This window comes from Roseburia sp. AF15-21, assembly GCF_003479505.1.
GTDB classification, from domain to species: domain Bacteria; phylum Bacillota; class Clostridia; order Lachnospirales; family Lachnospiraceae; genus Roseburia_C; species Roseburia_C amylophila.
In genome coordinates, this window is sequence record NZ_QUHG01000007.1 from 55560 (window position 1) to 80041 (window position 24482).

The 24482-nt window shown below is 39.5% G+C and carries 15 protein-coding genes; 4 read left to right on the forward strand and 11 right to left on the reverse strand.

Annotated features, from left to right (window positions below; all coding sequences use genetic code 11):
* Positions 1–54: 54 nt before the first annotated feature.
* The 10 genes from DWW33_RS10710 to DWW33_RS10755 form a co-directional block, all read right to left on the reverse strand.
* The gene (locus DWW33_RS10710; RefSeq protein WP_118639487.1) at positions 55–4740 is read right to left on the reverse strand and encodes a DEAD/DEAH box helicase; all 4686 of its coding nucleotides are present in this window, start codon (positions 4738–4740) and stop codon (positions 55–57) included.
* On the reverse strand, positions 4737–7967 hold the full coding sequence (locus DWW33_RS10715) for a hypothetical protein (RefSeq protein ID WP_118639488.1): 3231 nt from the start codon (positions 7965–7967) through the stop codon (positions 4737–4739). The genes DWW33_RS10710 and DWW33_RS10715 overlap by 4 nt, the downstream gene beginning before the upstream one ends.
* Before the next feature lie 91 nt (positions 7968–8058).
* The gene (locus tag DWW33_RS10720) at positions 8059–8286 is read right to left on the reverse strand and encodes a helix-turn-helix domain-containing protein (RefSeq protein WP_118639489.1); all 228 of its coding nucleotides are present in this window, start codon (positions 8284–8286) and stop codon (positions 8059–8061) included.
* Between the two features lie 431 nt (positions 8287–8717).
* Entirely contained in the window at positions 8718–10085 is a 1368-nt protein-coding gene (gene rlmD, locus DWW33_RS10725) for a 23S rRNA (uracil(1939)-C(5))-methyltransferase RlmD (RefSeq protein WP_118639490.1), read from the reverse strand.
* A 5-nt stretch (positions 10086–10090) separates the two neighbouring features.
* Complete coding sequence (locus DWW33_RS10730; protein WP_117841532.1) at positions 10091–11038, reverse strand: 3'-5' exoribonuclease YhaM family protein; 948 nt, start codon at positions 11036–11038, stop codon at positions 10091–10093.
* A gap of 13 nt (positions 11039–11051) precedes the next feature.
* Entirely contained in the window at positions 11052–12326 is a 1275-nt protein-coding gene (locus DWW33_RS10735) for a S1C family serine protease (protein WP_117841531.1), read from the reverse strand.
* Positions 12327–12478: 152 nt separating this feature from the next.
* Positions 12479–13654, reverse strand: coding sequence for a pyridoxal phosphate-dependent aminotransferase (locus DWW33_RS10740; RefSeq protein WP_118639491.1), 1176 nt, complete (start codon positions 13652–13654; stop codon positions 12479–12481).
* A 15-nt stretch (positions 13655–13669) separates the two neighbouring features.
* Positions 13670–14623: a phosphoglycerate dehydrogenase gene (locus tag DWW33_RS10745; protein ID WP_118639492.1), complete on the reverse strand. Its 954-nt coding sequence runs from the start codon at positions 14621–14623 to the stop codon at positions 13670–13672.
* A gap of 11 nt (positions 14624–14634) precedes the next feature.
* A complete protein-coding gene (locus DWW33_RS10750) occupies positions 14635–15876 on the reverse strand; it encodes an MFS transporter (protein ID WP_118639493.1) in 1242 nt (413 codons plus the stop codon).
* A gap of 82 nt (positions 15877–15958) precedes the next feature.
* Positions 15959–17194, reverse strand: a complete 1236-nt coding sequence (locus DWW33_RS10755; RefSeq protein WP_117841527.1) for an MFS transporter — start codon at positions 17192–17194, stop codon at positions 15959–15961.
* A 264-nt stretch (positions 17195–17458) separates the two neighbouring features.
* On the opposite strand from DWW33_RS10755, the gene pdxR reads away from it, so the two are divergent.
* From pdxR to DWW33_RS10775, 4 genes are all read left to right on the forward strand, one after another.
* Complete coding sequence (pdxR, locus tag DWW33_RS10760; protein ID WP_118639494.1) at positions 17459–18883, forward strand: MocR-like pyridoxine biosynthesis transcription factor PdxR; 1425 nt, start codon at positions 17459–17461, stop codon at positions 18881–18883.
* A gap of 127 nt (positions 18884–19010) precedes the next feature.
* Positions 19011–21389 carry an endonuclease MutS2 gene (locus DWW33_RS10765; RefSeq protein ID WP_118639495.1) on the forward strand — a complete coding sequence of 793 codons (2379 nt, stop codon included), beginning with the start codon at positions 19011–19013 and terminating at the stop codon, positions 21387–21389.
* A gap of 41 nt (positions 21390–21430) precedes the next feature.
* The gene (locus tag DWW33_RS10770) at positions 21431–22132 is read left to right on the forward strand and encodes a response regulator transcription factor (protein ID WP_117698358.1); all 702 of its coding nucleotides are present in this window, start codon (positions 21431–21433) and stop codon (positions 22130–22132) included.
* Complete coding sequence (locus tag DWW33_RS10775; protein ID WP_118639496.1) at positions 22129–23550, forward strand: HAMP domain-containing sensor histidine kinase; 1422 nt, start codon at positions 22129–22131, stop codon at positions 23548–23550. The genes DWW33_RS10770 and DWW33_RS10775 overlap by 4 nt, the downstream gene beginning before the upstream one ends.
* Positions 23551–23763: 213 nt before the next feature.
* Here DWW33_RS10775 and DWW33_RS10780 read toward each other — a convergent pair whose 3' ends face one another.
* Positions 23764–24441 (reverse strand): TIGR00266 family protein, encoded by a 678-nt coding sequence (locus tag DWW33_RS10780; RefSeq protein ID WP_118639497.1) that lies wholly within the window; start codon positions 24439–24441, stop codon positions 23764–23766.
* Positions 24442–24482 lie beyond the last annotated feature (41 nt).

Consider the following 24482-nt stretch of genomic DNA (forward strand, 5'->3'; position numbering starts at 1 on the left):
TAGTTCTTATCTCCTGTTCCAAAACATATATCCCTATTCTTATAAAACTATTTTTTAAGGTCTAACACCTATTTGTCTCAATAAACTTTCAATGAAATCACGAGCATATTTACGTTTCAACTTGCTGTGATTTGTCTGATTGTAATAGTTTCTAAGACAGTTATAACAAGAAGTGTTTTCATCACAACACTGCTGGGACACTTTAACATACGCTGCGTTTAACGATGTAATTACAGCATTCTTTTCGACTAATCGCTTAACATGACCTGCTCCGCCTGGGACATTGTCGTAGAGCAAAATATCGTAGCTATACTGTTCAAGATTCAGTTCAAGAACACCATCTATATCATTTCTTTCAATACCAAGACCAATACTTATTCCTTCAAGAAATGCATACATAAATGACAACGCAATCGCATAATCTTCCTTGGTAAAGGAACCTAACATAGGAATTGTAAATCGTGCTACATCTGTTTGGAATCTATGCCCAAGCCTAACTTGAGTAAGCTCTTCACATGAACAGTCAAACTGTCTGTAATTCTTATGCTTATTTAAAGAAGTAGGTGTTATCACTTTTCCTTTAACAATGTCACTGTATCCACATATCGGGCACATATTGAATGACGATTTATTCATTACAAGAAGCTCATCATTGATGCTTGTCTCAATGGTAATAGCATTTGATAAAGAAACAATATTCTCATCCTTTATACCACCACCAAGATATGATACTTCGCCGGCATAAGATCTCTTTGGCTTAGCACGAGTACTTTCTTTCGTAATACCAGTTTTAAATCCATTTATCGGTTCAATATAAAATTCTTGTACAACTGCACCAAGAGGCTCACCACAATACTTACACTCATTTCCTGTTCTTGTACTTACAGATACATTTATCTTTTTACAGTTAGGACAAGTGCAGAAATAGTTACGTGGATACTCTCCTGTTTTAGGTAGAGATATATACTTAGAAGTATACTTCTTACCATCAACAATGATTTCTGAGTCCGGTGCATATTCTGAGATCGCTATTTTTAAATCGCGACTCAAATCATAGCTGTTATCCATAATGCCTTCTTTATATATTTGTAATTCAACAACATCCACCGGGAACCCATATTTAGGAATGACGCAGTACTTTGAAAGTGAATCAATTACCTTTTCCTTATGTAAATTCTCAATCTGTCTCTGGTAATAATCCGCTTCTTTATAATTTTCTTCTGTTATCGCTTCTTTCTTTGCTTTTTCGTATTCTTCTGCAATAGATTTAATCGTTGAAACAAAATGCTCCATCTTTTCATCATTTCCTTCAATTTCATCAAACCACTTAAAGTTATGATAAGCTCGATATGTATCACCAGGCAGTATTTTCTCGTTGATGTAGATATTCAAATCACTCGGATGACTCGAAATATAGTTTTTAAACTCCTCCAACGCATTCCCAAAGACTAATTCATCAATGCTGGTGAAATAATCTGGATGCTGTCTAAAAAAGAAACCTAAACACGTAGCCATCAGATGACGAACGATTATCTTGTGATTTACTACATTAAAATAAGGTGGCTTTATAACGCCTGAAATCATCTTTTCTGGACTGCAAAAGTATGTATAATCGTGAGAGCCCGTTCCACAATAAGTCAAAATATACGCCGCACTATCTTTTCTACGACCTGCACGTCCTGCACGCTGAACATAATTTGCAGGTGAAGGTGGCACATTACGCATAAATACTGTTTCAAGATCACCAATATCAATCCCCATCTCAAAAGTTGTTGAACAGCTTAAGATGTTGATTTTTTTATTTTTAAAATCTTGCTGATATTGTTTTGCCTTCTTGCGATCAAGCTGAGCAGTATGTTCCTTTACAACGATACTCTCGATTTTCTTTGTTTTATATTGTCTTCTATAATAATTTGATGCAAGTGCCTTATCCGGATCTACTTCGCTCAAGATACCGTCGCATTTATCCTGAACACATTTGTTGTGGACATTATATGGAGTCAAACGACCGCATTTAGAGCAAATATAATATTTTGAGGTTTTATAATTCTTGACTACATACTTACTCGCCTCAATTTGATAGCATTCCTTCGTTTCATGCTTCTTAAACAATTCACCCGCAACCGCCAAGTTATTAAAAACAACCTCCAATAATGCTTTTGCTGATTCTTCGTCGCATTCACAAACCTTCTGAACATAACGAACAACCATATTATCCTTTCCTTTTACAGGTAAAAAACTTCTAACACCATTTATTGTCTTAGGGCAATTAAACATTACATAGTTATCAAATCTTCTATATTCCAAAGCTTCCATCTTTTCATCTGGAGTTAATGTTGATTTGATCGAATTTATAGCAGGTGTAACTTTGAACACACCAAATACAACCTGCATAATTGTTTCCAGATCCTTCTTAGTAATGTTATATTCTCCAAATTCAGCTTCAACGTCCTCTTCGTCAATTTGAGACATTATGTCAGTTATATCTACATCAAAGAAATATAACCCCAAACCTTCACCGTCGTTCGAACCATCAACCTTTAGCAAATCGACAAGTATTGTAATCCAAGCATTTTTATGAGCACTTAAATCATTTTGAAATAAGTTACCCTCTTTAATCATTCCCGAAAGAGTTGCAGCAAGCTGATCTACAGAAATATTTCTATATTGATTATCTTCTATTACCTTCCAAATCAGTCTTTTCTGCAACATTCTAACTTGGTTAGAATCCAAGAAAGCCGCTGAAAAGCTTGCTTGTTGACGACTATCGGAAAATGCTAAAAATTGTTTTACATTTGATGTCTCTATTTCTGATTGAACGGTTTCTTTTCTCTTTAAGGAAATTTTACTAATTTTCTTCTTAGTCTCTGTGCCATCATCAATTGCTTCATATAAAATCTGAGCAAGTAATGCTGTTCCCTCATCCTTACCTACATTCAAACTCTTAACAACACCGGCTCTTGCTTTGTGACCGCAGCAAGGACACTGATTTATATTATTGAACGCCGTTTCTTCTCCATCCTTCTTTGATTGAAGGACTTTAAATATCGAATGTTGAAAGCTGTCTCCACAATTACATCTGCGTGCATTTAAATTTCCTGCGGCATAAATCGCACCACACTTTGCACAAACTTTATATTCTTCAAGTATATCATGGTCAACTTCCTCTTCATTAAATTCATTGCTCATTAAGAAATAGTCGATGCTTACAAATTCGTTATTTCCATAATTTTCGTAAATATCAACTTCCTTGTTCTGATACAGATATTCAAGCCCATCTGCTTCATTACGCTGAATCTTTCCGATTATGTATGGTGAATTACAATATCTACAGTTACCAGCTTCGAAAGCCTTTAACTCCCCAATCATATTGGTTTTAGTAAGACTTAATTGTGGATCATCTCCAAGAGTGACATATGCACCAGCTAATGGGCGCACGAAAGAATGGTATTTCAAATCGAAAATACCTATCCCGTCCTTTTCTGCCATATTGATGAGATCAATCAAATCTATCAACTGCTCAGACATTATTTGATTATTAAAGTTAGCAAGAATACTTTTGAAACTCTTACTACCATCTTTTAATACTTCATATAGATGAAACACGTTTCTGTCGCCTACAAACAATTCATATAGGTAACTCTTCAATTCCATTGAATCTATGTTTTTGTATTTATTTCCAATGGTTCTAACCGTCTGTATATCATACTTCGCTTTCTTTATCTCAGAATAATCTTCTCCAGCAATCGTATAACTTAGCTTAGAATTAGAAAGTGTAATTCTTTTAGAAAAAATTATGTCTTGAATATCAAAACTTGCAGAAGTAAGGCTTCTTGCAAAATTTACAATTTCACTTTCGGATTTACCTTGTTCTCCCAACGTAGCACTGGTTAGAATGAAGCGCGGTTTCTTTGGTGCTAATCCAGTCAATCTACGCATTAACAAAGATAATTCGATTCCCAATGAACCATAATATGAATGTGCCTCATCCAGAACAACAAACTTCCAATTGTTTAGCCTCTCCGGTGCAAAGATCGAATAATCATTTGGTCTGATCAGTAAATATTCCAACATGGAATAATTAGTGAACAACAAATGTGGCGGGTTCTTTCTGATCTCTTCCCTCGAAACCAATTCATTCTCAGGGATAAAGGTATCGTTCTCTGCGCCATATTTCTCACGATAGTCCTTCGGAATGCTTTCTTTCGTTTCGCCTGTAAAGAATCCATATGTAATTTCAGGACATTGTGTAAGTATCTTTCTTACACGATCAATCTGATCGTTTACGAGAGCGTTCATTGGATATAAAAATATTGCCCTAACACCAACTTCCCTATTACCATTTTCTACATCTGACATCAATTCATTTAAGATTGGATATAAGAAACTCTCTGTCTTTCCTGATCCTGTACCCGTTGTAATAATTGCGCTTCGACCAGAGCAAATATGCCTAATACTCTCTTCCTGATGAGAATATAAAGGTCTCTCGAAATTCATATCTCCCAATCTATGAAATGATTTACATACCGCACCATCTGCAATCATTTCATCCAAGGACATTCCTCTTTGAAATGGTAAATTTAAATCGACATAGGGTCCCTTAAATAAATCTTCAATTTCCAATTGTTGCTCAAACAATTTTTGCAATGTTGGAGTTTTAAATTCAAAGGAAGACCTGAGATATTCTTTATACTGATTATTTATATATTGAGATCGTTCAATAGGATTTCTCTTGCTCACACTGATTCAACTCCCTTCATATCGATATTGTAAGAAAAGATATCAACAGCTTTGTCGTCATCCATTGAATTCATAATTCCATGATGTTCGAAATCAAGTAACAGCCCGTCGCCATCCTTAGTAATGGACAATTCTATCATCCCGTCTATAACATCGCTACATATTTCAATATCAACGGGATTTATATTATCCAACATAAAAGCACCATTGTATGTTCTTACATATACTTCACCTATATATTCATTTCCACTTATCATTTCTTTAAAATAAACATACGTTGTATTAAAGTAATGTTTCTTTCTTAGGAACTCTCCTCTGACAAGCTGATCAAAGTAAACCTCCTTGATTTTGAAGGATTTTCCTATGAAATCTTCTCTCGCATAAAAGACGATTGGAAATTCCTTTAAAATACGTTCTTTTTTGAGTGATAGTCCTCTCTCTTTCTCAAAGAAAATCACTTTATAATTTATAAAAGACGATAAATCATATACATATTCTGGAACGTCCTTGTCCAAAGCAAAACTTGTGTATATGACATTATTCACATCATCGATTACTTTGAATCTAATATTCCCTTGCCCATAAAAGTATGGTGTAACAACTATCGCCTTATCTTCATGACTATAAATAACCGTTGTTTTAGCCTCGTCAAGAATGCATTTGTTATAACACAAAATTCCATCCTGGTAATGATCTTCTGCAAGTAAAGAAATCCCTACATAATCATAATGCGACTTATATGACAGTAAAAATCCTGCAGAAAACCTGCTAAATACTCCTTCCGTCTTAAGTCCAGGTGCTTCTTCAATAATTTGACCGGTACTGGTTAGCAAGCATATTTTGTCATATTTGCATCCATACAGATCAATTGAACTTTCCTGAGTAATATCGCCGATCCAAATTTCTTGTGAGAATGGCTTCCAGGCACCATTATCAATCCTGTATAACGGGAATCGGAAAGGAACATAATAAATATACTCCTGATTATTCCAATTAAACTTAATCCAATCTTCTCTAAAATCCTGAACACTTATCTCATCAAAAATTGGTTCTGGCATCAAATCAGAATCTACAGAAACAATATACGAATCATTATTGTTTTCAACCTGCTCAACATATAGTTTTTTATCTATGGCAAATTGAGTGCGCAGCACACTAATTCTTTTTCCCGAATGTAACGCATTCACTCTTAGCTGATAAATTCCAGAGTCTAAACATCCAAGTTTTACAGAATACTTATTAACACCTTTTCTTTCAACTGTAGAATATTCAAAAGCATCAATCTTATATGAACGCTGATTTATTTGTATTTCAAAACCACTGTCCGTAAACTCACTTTCAAATACAAGGATTACCTCATCTTTAAATACTTCAAATTTGCAATCACCCTGTGCAACGAAATATCCCTCATGCTTTTCCCCAAACACACCAGGACGGATCATCTCTGAAAAATTGAACACTTTATCTTCTATAAGGATAGCATCTCCCAAGTGTGCAATATATGAGGATAGACAATATGCCTCTCCCGAAAAATATAAATGCAACTTATCAACCTTACTCTTTGTACAAAAAACAGCTGTTCCAGAATAATCTTTATTATTTGCCAGTTCTTGTCCTCTCTCATCAAACACAATAAAATTACGGTGCAGTCTGGTTTTGCTATCATAAATTATTTCATTTCCTACAACCAGCTGATAATTAATTCTTCCAAGAGGATTAGGGAGTTCAATTGCATGATTCTTTATCTGATATCCACCAATAATCTCACGAATATCTTCTACATAATCATCATAAATAACCTTTTCCTCTTTCTTAACAATGATTCGAATAGCTCGATAATCATATGTAGCTTTCACACGATGAGTCGGTGGAACTAAACAAATTGTGTTTCGAGTCAAAACAAATTCTGGTTCACAGCGTGATCTCAATTGTTCGACTTTACTGCGATTTCCATACTCTTTCTCTCTATTGATTGTTGAAAGCCATTCTTGATATCCTCTTTTTAAATATGGATTGTAAAGGACATTATCCTTGCCCCAAATATATTTATCAATAAGCCTAACAACAATGATACTAAGCTTAATAACAGCATCATTATATATAGGATTAGTAATCAGCTGCTTTGTTGATTTAATCAATTTATATGTTTTCTTAGTTACATTAACTTGAACTTCGTCACTTTCAGAACGCATCACATTCTGCAATCCGTCATAAACAAACTGAAACTCGCCATATAAATCATCAGGTAAGTTGCTATCAAAATTCAACTTATATATGTCATAGATAAATTCAAAGAATGATCCCAGATAATAGCTTGGTACAATAGATCCCGCTAATACCACATTGATAATACGAGTCTTTGTGCCTGTTGCATCATCCTTTGTTCTGTAATTATTTAATAATGTTCGAATAAGACCTTCTACCTTTTGCTCCGAATAACGCTGATACAAACTCTTGTAAGTTTTTCTTACCGATTCATAAAAAGACCCATCATAATAAAGCATACCAATCAAAACAAGAGATACGAATACAATTTCAGGATCACAGACATAAGTACCTGAATACGAATTTAACGTACTTCCCAGTTGACTCTCTGCACGACTATGAATAATATCTATTGCATCAGCATTATCCAATAAATCAATCAAATCAATGCCGAGATTTTTCCTTTCTTTGACACAGTTTTTTAAGTATTCTATTTTTGTTTCTATCTGAGCATCGTTTAATCTCTTTTTCAGCATTTCTAGAAGTGATTTTTGTTCCTCCTGAGTAACAATACCATCTTCAAGTATCTGATCGATTTTTTCACAGATAGTTTTAGATGGTTTATGATAACGAATAAAAGATTCATTTGTTCTCATCCAATCCTGCAAGCGACATACTTCTTTTTCGTTAATTTCATTGTCACAAATAATACCTTCAATGATTCCATTAAGCTCATAAACCTTAGCGATGGAATCAGTTTCAAAAGCTGTATACTGACTACAATTTTCTAAAAGCATTTCTCGTTCTTCGTCTGTGATTATTCCATCTTCAAGAACTTGTTCTACCAGCGAAATTAAGTGAGCTTGCTTATGTTCGTAAGATAAGTTTCTGTTCTTTTTTACCCATGAAGATAATCTTGCTACCTCTAGTTTGTTGATAATACCATCGTAGCTAATGCCGTTTATTATTCCTATTAACTCATTTATGTTACGCATAATCAGCTTGTGTGATATCTGTTTCAAAAACTACCACAGTTCTCCTTTCATCTGGTGTCTATAATTGCAGAAAGCTTCTGCAATCTATGCTTATAATACAAAACCATATGCCCATTTATTAGGACTCACTTGTAATAGTTAGTTTTTCTCCGTTTTCAAGAATATAAGACTGCTCAAATACAACTCCCAGTACTTCAGCTATTTCCATAAGTTCTTCTGTACTCACAGTTTCTCGCTTTAATTTTTTGTTGAAGTTCTGCGGTGTCTGACCAATTCTACGAGCCAATTCTGCAACACTAATGCCTTTTTCTTTACATAAGTTTTTAATTAAATTTGATGTGCTCATTAATTCCACCTTATCTATTGAAACTTATACTCTGAGAACCTAGTAATGTTAGACATATTATAAACCAAAAGGTTGATATTTTCAATGTTCAGTATTTGAGTTTCTCAAGCACTCACAAAAACCATACCTCATCATTTTTTTATTATTGAATATTTTTTATTAATCTCGAATATAAGCAAACCCATTCCATTGTTTCTTTTTCGACACATCGAATCATCCCTTCAAAACGTCTTAATAAAAATCCGTTTTAGATGTATAAAAAAGACCACTCACTTTCAATTTTTCTTGAAAATAAACGGTCTTTCACGTTTCTTTTATTCTGTTGAATGATAAAAAAATCACTTTTCCTTTGATATGTTTCCGAAGCCGCAGTCCAATACCACAGAAACGTTTACTCCATCAGAAATTTCTTTCGTGCAAATCAAGGATTCTTACAAATCTGTCCGATGTAGTGCCACTATTGTCTCTATATGCACCGTATGGCCGAACTGGTCTACCGGCTGCACCTCCACAAGGTCATATCCATGGCTGCAAAGATATTTCAAATCCCGGGCCAGGGTTGCGGAATCACAGCTTACATAGACGATACGCTGTGGTTCCATCTCACACATCATGGCAAGGAGCGATTCCTCGCAGCCTTTGCGTGGCGGGTCCACTACGATAACTTCTGCACGGGCTTCTTCGCCATGGGCGGCACAGTATGCCGGATAGACTTCCTCTGCTTTCCCAACGAAAAATTCTGCATTGGAAATGTGATTTCGAAGGGCATTCTCTTTGGCATCTGCGATTGCCTGCGGTACAATTTCCACACCGTAAACCTTCTTCGCTTTCTGTGCCAGAAATAAAGAAATGGTTCCGATACCGCAATATAAATCCCAGACCGTCTCTTCGCCGGTGAGATTGGCATATTCCAAAGCTTTGTTATAAAGCACCTCTGTCTGCGCCGGATTTACCTGATAGAAAGACTGCGGAGAAATCTGAAAAGAAATCGTTCCGATATAATCTGTAATGTAACCCTTTCCATAGAGGGTATAAGTTTCTTCTCCTAAAATCACGTTGCCCCGGGATTCATTGATATTTACAGTAATACTTGTCATTCCCGGCAAATCTTTTAATACTTCAATAAAACTTTCTGCATGCGGCAGCTTCTTTCCGTTGATGACAAAGCAGACCATCCACTCTCCGGTTTTCTCGCCGTAACGGATTAAGATGTGGCGGACGCAGCCTTTTCCGGTTTTCTCATCATAGGCACTAACACCATAGGCTTTCATGGTGTCTAAAATAAGGGACAGGATTCTTCCGTTGCCTTCTTTTCCCAAAAGGCAGTCCTGCACCGGAATAATGTTGTGGGTTCTAGACGCAAAAAAGCCTGCCACCAGGTTGCCTTCTTTATCATAACCCACCGGAAACTGTGCTTTGTTCCGGTAGCGGTAAGGCTCCTGCATGCCAAGTGTTGGTAAGACCTTTGGATTTTCAAATCCGCCGATATGTTTTAAGTTGTTGCGTACTTTATTTTCCTTAAACTTAAGCTGGCTCCCATAAGAAAGTGCCTGGATCTGGCAGCCACCACACCGCTTATGCTCCGGGCATGGCGGGGTTGTCCGCATGGTGGATTCCTTAAGAATTTCCATCAGGCGGGCATAGCCATAAGTTTTTTTCATCTTCATGATTTTGGCACGAACCATGTCTCCCGGCAGAGCATCCTTGATAAAAAGTGTGATGCCTTCCGTTCTTCCGATACCTTCGCCGTTAGTTCCGATATCGTCAATGGTCAGTGTAACAATGTCATCTTTTTTCATATTTCTTATATACTCGATCTGCGGATGTTCGATTCAAACAGACGGTTGAATCCCTGCCACTGAGTATCTCCTTCCGGTACGTTTGCCAAAAGCTCACGCATGGTCTCCATCTTTGCATCAATATTATCTGCATAGCTTAATGCTACAGCTTCCGGTAATGCCGGCTTCTTTGGAGAACCATACTCTAACTCTCCATGATGTGCCAGAATACAGTGTTCCATCTCATGTGCCAGTTTCACCGGGAAACCATCGATGGTCTTGATACGCTCTGCAATTTCCATGGCTCCAATCATGATATGTCCTAAAAGCTGTCCCTCATCGGTGTAATCATTTTCCGGGAAAGTAGAAAGCTCTTCTAACTTTCCGATATCGTGAAACATGGCGGCACAAACCAGTAAATCTTTATTGAGAATCTTATAGTTGTCAGCAAAATAAGCAGAAAGCTTCGTTACGCTTAAAGTATGCTCTAAAAGTCCGCCCACAAAACCGTGATGTACGCTTTTTGCTGCAGAATGGAATTTAAAACGTTTTGCAAAATCTGCATCCTCGATAAAGAAACTGCCTGCCAGTTTCTTAAGATATGGATTTTCCATCTGCTTAATATATCCAAGTAACTGCTCATACATTTCATCTACATTATATTCACTGACCGGAAGATATTCCTTTGGTTCATACTCTCCCTCGGCTGCTTTCCGGACCCTCTTTACATTTAACTGTAATGCACCCTGAAAACTTGTGATATCTCCCACTACATTGATGTAATCAAAGCGGTCAAAATCATCAATTCCCACAGAGCCCGGCTCCCAGATTTTTGCATCCAGTGTGCCTGTTTTATCCTGTAAAATCAATGCTTCATAAGGCTTACCTGCCTTCGTCAGCGCTGACTGCTTATTTTTACAAAGATAGATTTCATTTACTCTTTCGCCTTCGCGTAATGTTTCAATATAATGCATAATTTTCCTCTTTCTATTTTAGTACACCAACGGTTGCAGAACATTCGATTTCTACATAGCCTGCTGCCCCCTGGCGTTTTATGGTAATCTTTACAACATCTCCCGGAGTCTGCCCGGATAACACATTCTTATATGCCTGCGCTGTCTCTACATTTTCTCCGGCAATCTTTACGATGACATCACCGCTTTGCAAGCCTGCCGCCATCGCCGGGGAATCAATTCCCACTGATTTAATATATACGCCCTTTGGTATGTCATATTCCTTTTCAATGTCAGATGTTACAGAAGTCAGTTTCAGTCCAAGATACGGAATATCCTGTCCATTGGAAAGCTTCTCGATAATGTCTTTCAACTGGGAAACGGAAATTGCGGTCAGCGTATTCTCATCGCCGCTACTGTAATCCTGCATAACAATTCCAACCACTTCACCAGAGAGATTGACCAGTACACCACTTCCCTGACTACTGCCCACAATATCTGTTGTCAGTACATTGTAGTTTGCATCAAAGGTGGAAATGCTGTTAGAAGTCGATGTAATATTTCCTGTCAATATGGAGAAATTCGTTCCCAGCGGACTGCCCAGTGCCAGCACAACGCTGCCCTGTGTGGTCTGAAGTGAATTTCCAAGTACTGCCACTTTAATTCTGCCCAGAGTGCTTTCTTCGATGTCGGAACGTTTTACATTTAAAATCGCAATTCCGGTATTTCCGTCATAGTTTTTAAGCTCCGCTTCTACGGTGCTGTTATCAAGGAAGGTCACATGAATGGATTTTGCTCCGCTTATGACCTTGCGCTCTGTCATAATCAGAAGCTCCTGACCGGTATCCGCAATAATGACCCCACTTGCCTGTCCCTGTCTCTCATAAGGCGTGTTAAACCAGTCCACATCACTGGTCACACCTGTCACCGTAACAATGGACTTATTTGCTTCGCTTCCAATCGCATAAAGCTTACTCTGTAATTTCTGATATTCCTCCGGTGTAAGCTCTTTTAAGCCTTCTTCTACATCCGGCTCGTCTACACCTGTCTCCGTGGAATTTGTCTCTTCTTCCGTATCCGGCTGTACCTCTTCATCTTTCGGGATGCTCACCCTGGTATCCTCCGGCTTATTCAGCCACTCTTCCATCACCGGGCGCATCCATGTAAATACAAAACAGGATACAAGTCCAAAGACAACCGCAAGCACAACCGTAAATGCCGTTTTTAAAATAATACGTCTCTTATTTAACGGCTTGTTCTTGATTTTCTCTTTGATAAATGCAAATTCCTCTTTTTCATTTTCTGACATAGGGAATCCTCTTTTCTACTGTAAATACAACCAATTTTAATTATACTTTCTATCTGCCTATGTTGCAACATTTTTTAAAAAAGAGAGCAGATACAATCAGTACCTGCCCTCTTTTAAGAGTAATGATATAAATATGTTTTCTATATAAAAGATTATTTTCCAAGAATATAGCTTTCCATCCGGCGCATGGCTTCCTCTAATTTTTCCATGGCTGCCGCATAACTGATACGGATATAGCCCTCGCCCTCTTTGCCAAAGGCAATGCCCGGTATCACGGAAAGATGTGCTTTTTTTGCCAGGTCCACGCAGAACTGCATACTATCCTGAATCTGTCCTGCCGGAATCTTTGCAAAGATATAAAAAGCTCCGTTTGGTCTTGCAATTTCAAATCCCAATGCGCTTAATTTTTCATATAGGAAATCTCTCCGTTTCTGATATTCTTTTCTCATTCCCAGTGCATCATCTATACCCGCTGTTACAGCCTCTAATGCTGCTTTCTGGGAAATGGAGCTGGTGCTGGATACCAGATACATATGCGTCTTGCGGATTTCTTTGATAATATCGGCACTTGCTAAGATAAATCCGACACGCCATCCGGTCATGGCATGGGACTTGGACAATCCATTGATTACAATGGTATTCTCCTTGGCAAATTCTGCCATAGAATGGTGCGGTTCATCGCCATAGGTTAATTCGCTGTAAATCTCATCACAGATAGCCAGTATATGATGCTTTTTGATGACTTCAGCCAATGCTGCCAGCTCTTCCTTTAAATAAGTAACTCCGGTAGGATTACTCGGATAATTTAATACAATTGCCTTGATATCGCCACCATTTTCTTCGATGGCTTTTTCTAACCGTTCCGGTGTCAGCACCATTCCGGTGTCACTGGTATCTACTGTAATCGGTACTGCCCGCGCCAGACGAATCAGTGGAACATAGGCGGTATAAATCGGGGATGGCACAATTACTTTGTCCCCCGGATTCAGTGCAGTTAAAATAGATGCTGCTACACCTTCCTCTGCTCCGACCGTTGTTAAGATTTCACCGGCAGGGTCATAATTTAAATGATATTTTGTCTTCATAAATGCGGCAACACCTTTTAGCAAATCCGGCATTCCGGCATTTGCGGTATAATGGGTAAAGTTTTCTTCTATGCCCTTAATTGCTGCCTGTTTGATATGTTCCGGTGTATTAAAATCCGGCTCTCCTAATGTTAATTTCAAAATATCCGGTACATCACTGGTCTGCTCATCAAATTTTCGAATCAGTGATACCTCTATTGATAAAATCTGGTCATTCAGACCATCTCTTAATGTCTGTTCCATGTTTCTCTTCCTCCCTTAATTTACAATGTTCTTACAAGCCTTTCCTTCCAGAATATCCAGTGCATTCGTCATTGCCACATCCATCATTTTAATGTGTGCTTCCTCTGTGGATGCACCCATATGCGGTGTTATCACAACTTCATCCAGCGAAAACAGCGGGTCATCTGTCTCCGGCGGTTCCTCCTGCATGACATCTGTTCCATAGGATGCAACAATTCCTGCCTTTATGGCATCCACTAAATCTGCACGGTTTACAAGATAACCTCGTGATGTGTTAATTAAAATGACTCCTTTTTTCATCTGTACAAATGCTTCTTTATTGATACTTTCTTTCGTCAGCGGAGTCTGTGGCATATGCAGGGAAATAACATCACTTTCCTGCAAAATCGTCTCCCGGTCAGCAGGTATGATTCCATATTCTTTGCAGAATGCTTCATCTATATGGCGGCTATAGCCTAATACTTTCATGCCAAATGCGGCAGCTTTCTTTGCCAGTTCTTTTCCGATTGCACCTAATCCTAAGATTCCCAATGTCTTTCCGGTAAGCTCCATTCCATTTCTGTCATTCTTCCATAATTTCTGCTTTGTATTGGCAAAATGATACGGAAGTGACCTTGCGCAGCACAACATTAACCCCATTGCCAATTCTGCTACTGCGTTGCTGTTAGTTCCCGGTGCATTGCATACATCAATGCCACGGGCTCTGGCAGCCTTAATATCTACTCTGTCATAGCCTACCGCCGGTCTTGATATTACCTTTAAGCAGTCCGGAAGTTCTGCAATCACATCTTCTTTGATGAAATCTGTTCCTGAAATCAATGCATCTGCATCGGAAACAAAATCTAAAAGTTCTTCTTTGCTTAAATTTACTTTTTCACTTAATACTACTTCTGCTGCTTCTATTGCCCGCTTCCAGGTAGGATGATCATCCGGAAGCGATGCATAGTGGCAGGTAATTGCTATTTTCATATCAATTTCCTCTATTTCTCAGTCTGAGCTTTATTTCTTTTTCCAACGAAGCGGATGATGAAGCATACGCCGATTCCAAGTAATGCAAATATTACGATGGTCCCGAATACATAGTTGAAACCGCCTGCTGCATATTTGTCTAAGAAGTTACCTAAAATTGTATTTTCATAAGAATCCGGCAGATATCCGATAACGGAAATAATACCGGTTGCAGTTCCTGTCATTGCTACCGGAACGCCAGCTTCACCCATGGTTGCATAATAAACACCACGAACTGCATAGTAAACAGTTGCCAAAGCCAACACTACAACGATTGCAAGGATTAAGAAGTTCGGTTTTCCAGGAATTGCGATTAATGCAATACCAAAGATAATTTCAATCACAAATAAACCAATTAATGTTTTGGTATAAGAACCTACCTTATCAGAAATCTTTCCAATGATTGGTGCGGAAAAGATTCCAATGCCATAAGAACGAATGGTTGCTACGATTCCGGCTACTACTGCACTCATGCCAAATATGGTTGTAAGATATGTTGTGGTATATTCTGCTGCAACCTGTACGCTGTATGCACATAATACCAGGATTGCTACCAGCCATACGCTTGGTACTTTCAATACATTGATGTAATCCTTAAAGGAAGTTGCAACATTTTCTTTCTTATCATCATGTGGAAGCAGGAAAAACATGAATACTCCCATAATTACATATACGATGCCATAGAAGATTAAGACATAGCGTAACGGGCAGGTGGAAGAAATGTATATTCCTAAAATACCAAGTGCCGCAAAGTTAATAATTAAGCCTGCTACTGCACGGATTCCTTCGCTGTAACCAAATACGGAACCCTGTTCATCCTCTGAGCCAAACAAACGGACCGCCTTTACAAAAGATACCCAGAATAATACGTTAGAAATTGCCAGGAAGAAATAAATTACTCTCAATACGGCAAACCCCGGTGAAGTTGCATACCAGAATGTTAAAATTGCCAGCAAGCCGGTGGAACCAAGTAACATTTTCCGGTTGTCAAATTTATCTGCCAGAATACCACCCGGAATATAAAGAATTGTTTTTGTCAAAGAATACACCGTCATCAATAAACCAATCTGTGTATTTGTAAGTCCGAAGTCAGATACCATGTTGTCATAAAATACTGTTTTTAAATATGGGACACGGTAAATTAAACCTGCTGCAAGTGTCAGGATAATAAAACCAATCCACTTTGTCATCTTATTTGATTTTGCATCACTCATAAGAAAATCTCCTTTACTTTTTATTTCTATTTACAGAGACTCCTGCAAATCCCGGGAAGCAGGAAATCTCGTAAAAGCTATTTTATTTCTGCTTTGCTAAAAGCCGTTTCTGATAACTGCGCATCACAAGACTGATGCCCCATGCAATGATTCCAAAAATAACTATAATTGCAAATATTTTTTTGAATCCTGCTTCATAGCCGTAAGCATCTAAAATATGTCCGCACCAGAGTGACATAAACATATCCGGTGTATAACCAAGCACTGCCACTACTGCCGTTGCAGTTGCTGTCATGGAAACCGGTATTCCGGTTTCTGACATTGTTGAATAATATACTCCGCGGACTCCATGGAGTACCACGCTGAACACCAGTACAAATCCCATTGCAGCATATGCAATCTTTGGTGTCTCAGGACTTAAGAAAAGTACAATGGATAAAACAATTTCTACTACGATTAACCAGGAAATCACTTTTGTGGAAGATTTCACCCGGTCTGCATAAGCGCCTGCTAACGGTGCTCCGATTACTCCACAGATATTATCCCGGATGGTTGCTATGGTTCCAACGGTAACTGCGGCGATTCCCAGTACCTGTGTCATATAAGTTGTGGTATATTCAAAAGCTACCTGCATGCTGTATGTGGTAAATATCAAAAGTGATACCATCCAGATTGCCGGTTTCTTAAAGACTGCTACATAATCTGCCCAGGTCTGATGATGGTCTGCATCTTCTTCCATATCATCTGGATATAGAAACAAAATGAGAATTCCTGTCACCAGATACAACGCTCCATAGAAAAGCAGTGCTCCTCTGATAGAGTGTGCGGTCTCTGCCATCATGGACACGCATTTTAATGCAATGAATGTTGCTATGGAACCGGTAATTCCGCGAAAGCCTTCACTTAATCCGAAGATTTTACCCTGTGCCATATTTTTACCCAGGATTCGGATACTCTTAATAAATGAGGTCCAGAAAAATACATTTACCAGTGCTAACAGTGCCTGTATCAGTTCCAGGATTCCAAAGGAAGGAAGCAGTGCATAGACACCGGTCAAAATTCCCTCTCCCAATAAGGAAAAGACAAGGCATTTCTTGGTATCCAGCCGGTCTGCTATGATTCCGCACGGAATATAAATTAACATCTTTACGCCTGCATAGAAGGAAGAAAGAATTCCAAGCTGTGTATTGGTAATATCAAGGCTTGCTACCAGCTGGTCATAGAAAACAGACTTCAGATATGGAACTTTATAAACGGTTCCTGCGGCTAATATTAATAATATAAATACTGATGTCTGACGTTTTCTGCTTTCAGCCATTGGAATCACTCCTTTCTCCCAGATTTTTTCTCGCTACTCGCTTAAAACGAAAAATAGAGTTGACACAGGTTTCCCTGGTCAACTCCGTCGTTGATTTGTTCTCTTTATTTTTTTGTTGTCCTGAGCATATCACTAATTTTGTTATTCGAAAAGTGACAATTTTTACTTTTTTCATGGTTACAATTTTGTATTTTCTATTGAAAAGGATTTTATGCGACTATATAATAAATTAACTGTATCACCTGATGCAAAGGAGAGGATTTTATGATTTATGTCAACAAGGCGGATTCGGCTCCGCTCTATCAGCAGTTATATACTTCCATCATTGAAGAAATCACTAATGGCTCCCTGCCAAAGAACTCTGCCCTTCCGCCAATCCGGACGCTTTCTGAAAAGCTTAATATCAGCCTGAACACAGTATCCAAAGCTTATCTGCAATTAACGGCAGAGGGTTATGTCCGCTCTGTTCCAGGCTCCGGTTATTATGTAGAGGATATCTCCAATACTTTCTTGGATACCCTTTCTGTTCCTCCGGTTTCCAAAAAGATAACTTCTTCTATTTCCGGACAAAATCCTGCACCAAGAGCAACTCCTGTCCGTTATGATTTTAAACATGATGTCGTATATTCCCATCTTTTTCCGTGGAAGCTATGGCGGCAGTACGTAAACAATGCTTTACTTCAGGAAGAGAATCAGAAGAAAATCCAATACGAATCCAATAAAGGAAACTATGAACTCCGTTCCAATATCTGTCATTATCTGAACCGGAACCGTGGCGTTCACTGCGACCCGGAACAAGTAATCCTTGTGCCCGGCACCCAGTACGGCATTGAAATCATCAGCCGGCTGCTCCCGGCAGAGAAGCACCGGATTGCCTATGAAGAGCCATCTCACAATGGTATCCGGAATATTTTTCTCCAGAACGGATATGAACTTTTTCCGATTCCAGTTGTTGAAAATGGCATTGATATTGACAAGCTTTTTGATTCCTGCTGTAACCTCCTTTATGTTATGCCATCCCATCAGTTTCCTACCGGCCGCACCATTCCGGTCAGCAACCGGCTGCGGCTTTTGGAGTGGGCAATCAGAAACGATGCCTACATCATAGAAAATGACTACGACAGTGAATTCCCGCATCAGACCAGACCGATTCCATCCCTGCAGTCTCTTGACCACTATGACCATGTCATTTATTTTAACACTTTCGCCAAGATACTGACTCCATCCATGCGGACGGCATTTTTTGTTCTCCCATATTCTCTTTTGGATAAGTATGAGCAGATGTACCGCTATTTTAATGCGGCACTTCCTTCCTTTAACCAGATTGCCTTATCTAATTTTATTGCATCTGGTGACTTTGAGCGTCACCTGCGGAAGCTGGTTAAGATAAATGAACATAAATATAATCTTCTGCTGAAATCCATACATACATTTCTTTCTTCCTATATGGATGTAGTAGATACGCCTGCCGGTTCCCACATTATTGTCCGGATCCGCAACTGCACCAACCAGCAAAAGCTAATCGACGCCCTGCGTGAAAAGTCCATTTCCATTTATGGTGTTCAACAGTACTTCCATACTGGAACGGCTTCCGAAGATATCTTTCTATTGGGCTTTAGTTCACTGGAAGAATCAGAAATTCCAGAAGCCTGTGAAGCACTGGCAAAGGCACTGTCCGAGTTATTATAAAATCGTGGAATCAAAATATTTATCCTGCCATTTATCAGGAAACTTATTTTCAACCGCCCTTTTCACCACAATCGGTTTGGGGTATAATAGAAGCAGTGATTTTTAGTACATTTTACGGAGAATATTTATGAATCAAAAGGTTTTAAGAACATTAGAATATAATAAAATTGTAGAACGGCTCGCGGAGTATGCTTTCGGTGCGGATACCAAGGAACGCTGTCTTTCCCTGCTTCCTTCCACCAGCCTCTCAGAGATTACCAATGCACAGCAGCAGACTAAGGATGCCATGAACCGCAGCCTGAAAAAGGGACGGCTTGACTGCTCCGGTATCAAACCGCTTTCTTCCGCCATCCGGCGTGTGGAAATCGGCGGAACCATGAATATCGAAGAGCTTCTCGGCTTCTGTAAATTATTAGAGACTGCCCGCCGGGTCAAAGCCTATGGCAGAAAGGAACAGGAAGATATTCCGTCTGATTCCCTGAGCGAACTTTTTGATGGTTTAGAACCTCTTAGTCCTCTTTGTGATGAGATCCGCCGCTGCATCATTTCTGTGGATGAAATCAGTGATGATGCCAGCAGTAATTTAAAATCCATCCGCCGTTCTATCCGCTCAACCGGCGACCGCATCCATGCGCAGTTAAACCAGATGTTAAATAACCAGAATGTCAGAAACTGCCTGCAGGATTTTGTCATTACCATGCGTAACGGCCGCTACTGCCTTCCGGTAAAAGCCGAAGCCAAATCCCAGATTACCGGTATGGTGCATGACCAGTCCTCCAGCGGTTCTACTCTTTTCATTGAGCCAATGGCTGTGGTAAATCTGAACAACGAATTAAAAGAATTATCCATCAAAGAGCAGGACGAAATTGCCGTTATTCTTGCCACTTTATCGGCAAAAGCAGGGGAATATATTCCTGCCATTGAAACCGATTATCAGATTTTAACAGAGCTTGATTTTATATTTGCAAAAGCCGCTTATGCCTTGGAATACAATGGAATTACACCGCATTTTAATACGGAACGGAAAATTCGTATTTTAAAGGGCAGACACCCTCTGCTGGACGCAAAAAAAGTAGTTCCTATCGACATTTCCTTAGGCAGCGATTTTGACCAGCTTGTCATTACCGGACCGAATACCGGTGGTAAAACCGTTTCCTTAAAAACTGTGGGACTTCTCACTCTGATGGGACAGGCGGGACTTCCGATTCCTTCCGGAGACCGTAGTGAGCTTGCTGTTTTTGACGATATTTTTGCAGATATTGGAGATGAACAGAGCATTGAGCAGAACTTAAGCACATTTTCTTCCCATATGACCAACATTATCCACATTTTAAAAGAAGCCAATGAACATTCCCTGGTTCTCTTTGATGAGTTATGTGCCGGAACTGACCCTACGGAGGGCGCTGCCCTGGCGGTTTCTATCTTATCTTATTTTCACAGTCGAGGCATCCGTACCATGGCGACCACCCACTACAGTGAGATTAAGATTTATGCCTTAACTACCAGTGGAATTGAAAATGCCTGCTGCGAATTTGATGTAGAGACCTTAAGTCCGACTTACCGTCTTCTCATCGGTATTCCGGGAAAAAGTAATGCCTTTGCAATTTCCAAAAAACTCGGTCTTTCCGATACTTTAATTGAGGATGCCAGAACCCGTATCAGCAGTAATGAACAGAATTTTGAAGATTTACTTTCTGACCTGGAAGCAAGCCGCATCACCATAGAGAAAGAACAGGCCGAAATCAACCGTTACAAATCAGAAATTGCTGCATTAAAACAGCAGTTAAAGAACAAGCAGGAAAAATTAGATGAAAGCCGGGATGCCATTCTTCGTAAAGCAAAAGAAGAAGCAAACCAGATTCTGCAGGAAGCCAAAGATACTGCCGATGAGGCAATCCGTAATTTCAATAAATATGGCACTACCAGACCTTCCATTCAGGAAATGGAAAAACAGCGTACCAATATCCGGGAGAAAATGGCTGCCAATGAGAAAAAGAGCTCAAAGGAAAAAGATACTGCCATCTACAATCCAAAGGTTCCAAAGAAGCTTCGTATCGGTGACAGCGTAAAAGTATTAAGTATGAATTTAACCGGAACGGTACACTCCCTGCCGAATGCAAAGGGTGACCTCTTTGTGCAGATGGGAATTCTCCGCTCCCAGGTAAACATCAAGGATTTAGTACTAATTGAAGATGCTGCTCCGGGCAGCAAGAAATATGCCAAGACCGGTGCCGGAAAGCTTAAGATGAGTAAATCCGCTTCTGTTTCCACAGAAATCAATCTGATTGGAAAAACAGTGGATGAAGCTATTGCTCTTTTGGATAAATACTTGGATGATGCTTATCTTGCACATCTTCCTTCCGTGCGCATCGTACACGGAAAAGGAACCGGTGCCCTGCGCAGTGCCGTACAGAGTCATTTGAAACGACAGTCTTATATCAAGTCCTTCCACTTAGGAGAATTTGGTGAGGGAGATGCCGGTGTTACCATTGCAGAATTTAAATAAATCAAGTATATGAACTACGTAAAACAGAAAGGAAGTTTCCTATGGCTGCAAAACAGAAAATTTTAATTGTAGATGATGATGTTAATATCGCAGAACTGATTTCCCTCTATCTGACAAAAGAATGCTTTGATACAAAGATGGTTCATGATGGGGAATCCGCTTTGAAAGAATTTGAAACCTATGCACCAAATCTGATTCTTCTTGATTTGATGCTTCCGGGCATTGATGGTTATCAGGTATGCCGTGAAATCCGGGCAAAAGCAAATGTTCCAATTATCATGTTATCTGCCAAAGGTGAAATCTTTGACAAGGTTCTCGGACTGGAGCTGGGTGCAGATGACTATATCATGAAGCCTTTTGATTCCAAAGAACTGGTTGCCAGAGTCAAGGCAGTGCTCCGCCGCTACCAGCCGGTGAAGCAGGAGCCTGTACAGCCGGATTTAAAATGTGTTACTTATCCGGATCTGGTGGTCAATCTTTCCAACTATTCCGTAGAATATTACGGCAAAACAATTGATATGCCGCCAAAGGAGTTAGAGCTTCTTTATTTTCTTGCATCCTCACCGAATCAGGTATTTACCAGAGAACAGCTTTTAGACCATATCTGGGGCTATGAATACGTAGGCGATACCAGAACCGTTGACGTTCATGTAAAAAGACTTCGTGAGAAAATTAACGATCATACCGCCTGGAGCATTTCTACAGTCTGGGGCATCGGATACAAATTCGAGGTTAAAGAATGAAGAAACGACTTTATCTGAAGCTGCTGATTGGATATGTGATTTTTGGCATTCTCGGCTTTATTCTTGTATCCACCTTCAGCTCCCACTATACTTATGAATATATTGAAGATACCGAAGTTGACCGGCTTTACAAGGAAGCCAATATGATTGCATCTACCTATGCTTCAAATTATTTCAATGAAGATATTACGGTAGATGACTTGCATGACAGTCTTGCCACCCTTAGCACTTATCTTTCTTCAGAAATATGGGTCATGAATACAGATGGTGATATTCTGATTAACTCCAATGCATCTGTGGACATGGACCACCTGACACACATTGACGGATTTAATGTGGCAGATTTTGGCAGCAAATATTACACCACCGGTTCTTTTTATAATTATTATGGCGATACGCATCTTACGGTATTTTCGCCGATTACGATTAATTACAAGGTGCGTGGATATGTGCTGATTCACCAGCCGCTTTCCGTAATCACGCACCATCATGCACATTTACTGAATATTATGTACCTGACTCTGCTTCTGATTTTTATCTGTGCAACCCTGTTACTGATTATCATTGGCTTCGAGATCTACATCCCAATCCGCAAAATGATTAAGGGTGCTGATGCTTTTGCCGAGGGCAATTTCAGTTATAAAATTCCGGTGCATAAAAATGATGAAATCGGCTATCTTGCCGCTTCTCTAAATTATATGGCAAATGAGCTGAATACCCTGGAGGATGACCAGCGTAAATTTATTTCCAATGTCTCCCATGATTTTCGTTCTCCGCTTACTTCCATCAAAGGTTATGTGGAAGCCATGTTAGATGGAACGATTCCACCGGAGATGCAGGAAAAATATTTAAATATCATTGTTTTCGAAACAGACCGTTTGTCCAAGCTCACCCAGAGCCTCTTAGAGTTAAATAAATACGGCAGCCACGGCACAATGTTAGACGTCAGCGAATTTGACATTAACCAGTTAATTAAAATGACCTGTCTTACCTTTGAGGGAACCTGCAAAGCCAAACGGATTTCCTTTCACCTGATTCTTGCCGGTAAAACACTTTATGTAAAAGCGGATATGAGCAAGATTCAGCAGGTGGTTTATAATCTGATTGACAATGCCATCAAGTTCAGCCACCATGATTCTGAAATCACCATTGAGACCACCAAGAAAAGCGAAAAAGTATTTGTTTCTGTCAAGGATACCGGCATCGGAATTCCCAAAGACAGCCAGAACAAAATTTTTGAGCGTTTCTACAAAACCGACCTGTCCCGTGGAAAGGACAAGAAGGGTTCCGGTCTTGGACTCTCTATCGTAAAAGAAATTATTCAGGCACATGATGAAAATATCAATGTCATCAGTACCGAAGGAGTCGGCACCGAATTTATCTTCACCCTGCCGGCAGCCCAGCGGGAAGAGTTATAACGCCAGTTTATAACCTACAGAACCCGCCACCGGCAGCTTCTTACAAATAATAATCGCTTGGCAACTACGAAAAACACCCTTTGTGAGTTTCACGCTACTCATGCAAATTGAAAACAGCAGCTCATGAACTTTATCCTGTTCATAGGCTGCTGTTTTTCTCTGCATATTACTATGATTTACTTTCCAGTTGGAGTTTCATTTTTCCTCGGAGATTTATTTTCCGCTTGGAAGATATGGGCGCAGACATCCTGCCATCTGTGAGATTGGCATGGACTGTAAGAATACACGGCCCGGTCCGGTTACTACGGTATTGAATACTCCCTCTCCACCAAACATGATATTCTTAAGGCCAGGTACGGTCTGTATGTCGATAGAACAGGAAGAATCCATTGCTGCAAGATATCCTGTGTCTACGATAATTGACTGGCCAGGCTGAAGCATATACTCTTTGATATAGCCATCAAATTCAACAAATGCCATTCCCTGTCCTGAAAGTCTCTGCATAATAAATCCTTCTCCGCCAAAGAAACCAGCTCCTGCTCTCTTCTGAAAAAATACGGACAATTCTACTCCTGAAGTAGCTGCCAAAAACGCTGTCTTCTGACATACAATATCTGACCCTGGCTGAATTTCAAATGCCCGGATACATCCTGGGAAACTGGATGCAAATGCAATGGTTCCCTGACCATTCATTGCAGTGTATGTATTTACAAACATACTCTCTCCACTAACCATTCTTCCAAACATTTTTCCAATTCCGCCGCCAACAGTATTCATCTGCATATTCGGAGACATCCAGGACATTGCTCCCTTTTCGGTAATCATCATTTCGCCTGACTCTAATTCACAGACTACAACCGGCATTGGTTCGCCTTCAATATTAAATCTCATTTCTAAACCCTCCTGCTGATTTGTATAACATTTTCATGAAC

Bases quoted from the DNA above. Each gene is read 5' to 3' on its own strand.
- DWW33_RS10775 (WP_118639496.1), top strand. From the start codon at position 22,129: ATGAAGAAACGACTTTATCTGAAGCTGCTGATTGGATATGTGATTTTT.
- DWW33_RS10765 (WP_118639495.1), top strand. From the start codon at position 19,011: ATGAATCAAAAGGTTTTAAGAACATTAGAATATAATAAAATTGTAGAA.
- DWW33_RS10735 (WP_117841531.1), bottom strand. From the start codon at position 12,326: ATGTCAGAAAATGAAAAAGAGGAATTTGCATTTATCAAAGAGAAAATC.
- DWW33_RS10720 (WP_118639489.1), bottom strand. From the start codon at position 8,286: ATGAGCACATCAAATTTAATTAAAAACTTATGTAAAGAAAAAGGCATT.
- DWW33_RS10740 (WP_118639491.1), bottom strand. From the start codon at position 13,654: ATGGAACAGACATTAAGAGATGGTCTGAATGACCAGATTTTATCAATA.
- DWW33_RS10745 (WP_118639492.1), bottom strand. From the start codon at position 14,623: ATGAAAATAGCAATTACCTGCCACTATGCATCGCTTCCGGATGATCAT.
- DWW33_RS10770 (WP_117698358.1), top strand. From the start codon at position 21,431: ATGGCTGCAAAACAGAAAATTTTAATTGTAGATGATGATGTTAATATC.
- pdxR (WP_118639494.1), top strand. From the start codon at position 17,459: ATGATTTATGTCAACAAGGCGGATTCGGCTCCGCTCTATCAGCAGTTA.
- DWW33_RS10730 (WP_117841532.1), bottom strand. From the start codon at position 11,038: ATGCATTATATTGAAACATTACGCGAAGGCGAAAGAGTAAATGAAATC.
- DWW33_RS10755 (WP_117841527.1), bottom strand. From the start codon at position 17,194: ATGGCTGAAAGCAGAAAACGTCAGACATCAGTATTTATATTATTAATA.
- rlmD (WP_118639490.1), bottom strand. From the start codon at position 10,085: ATGAAAAAAGATGACATTGTTACACTGACCATTGACGATATCGGAACT.
- DWW33_RS10780 (WP_118639497.1), bottom strand. From the start codon at position 24,441: ATGAGATTTAATATTGAAGGCGAACCAATGCCGGTTGTAGTCTGTGAA.
- DWW33_RS10750 (WP_118639493.1), bottom strand. From the start codon at position 15,876: ATGAGTGATGCAAAATCAAATAAGATGACAAAGTGGATTGGTTTTATT.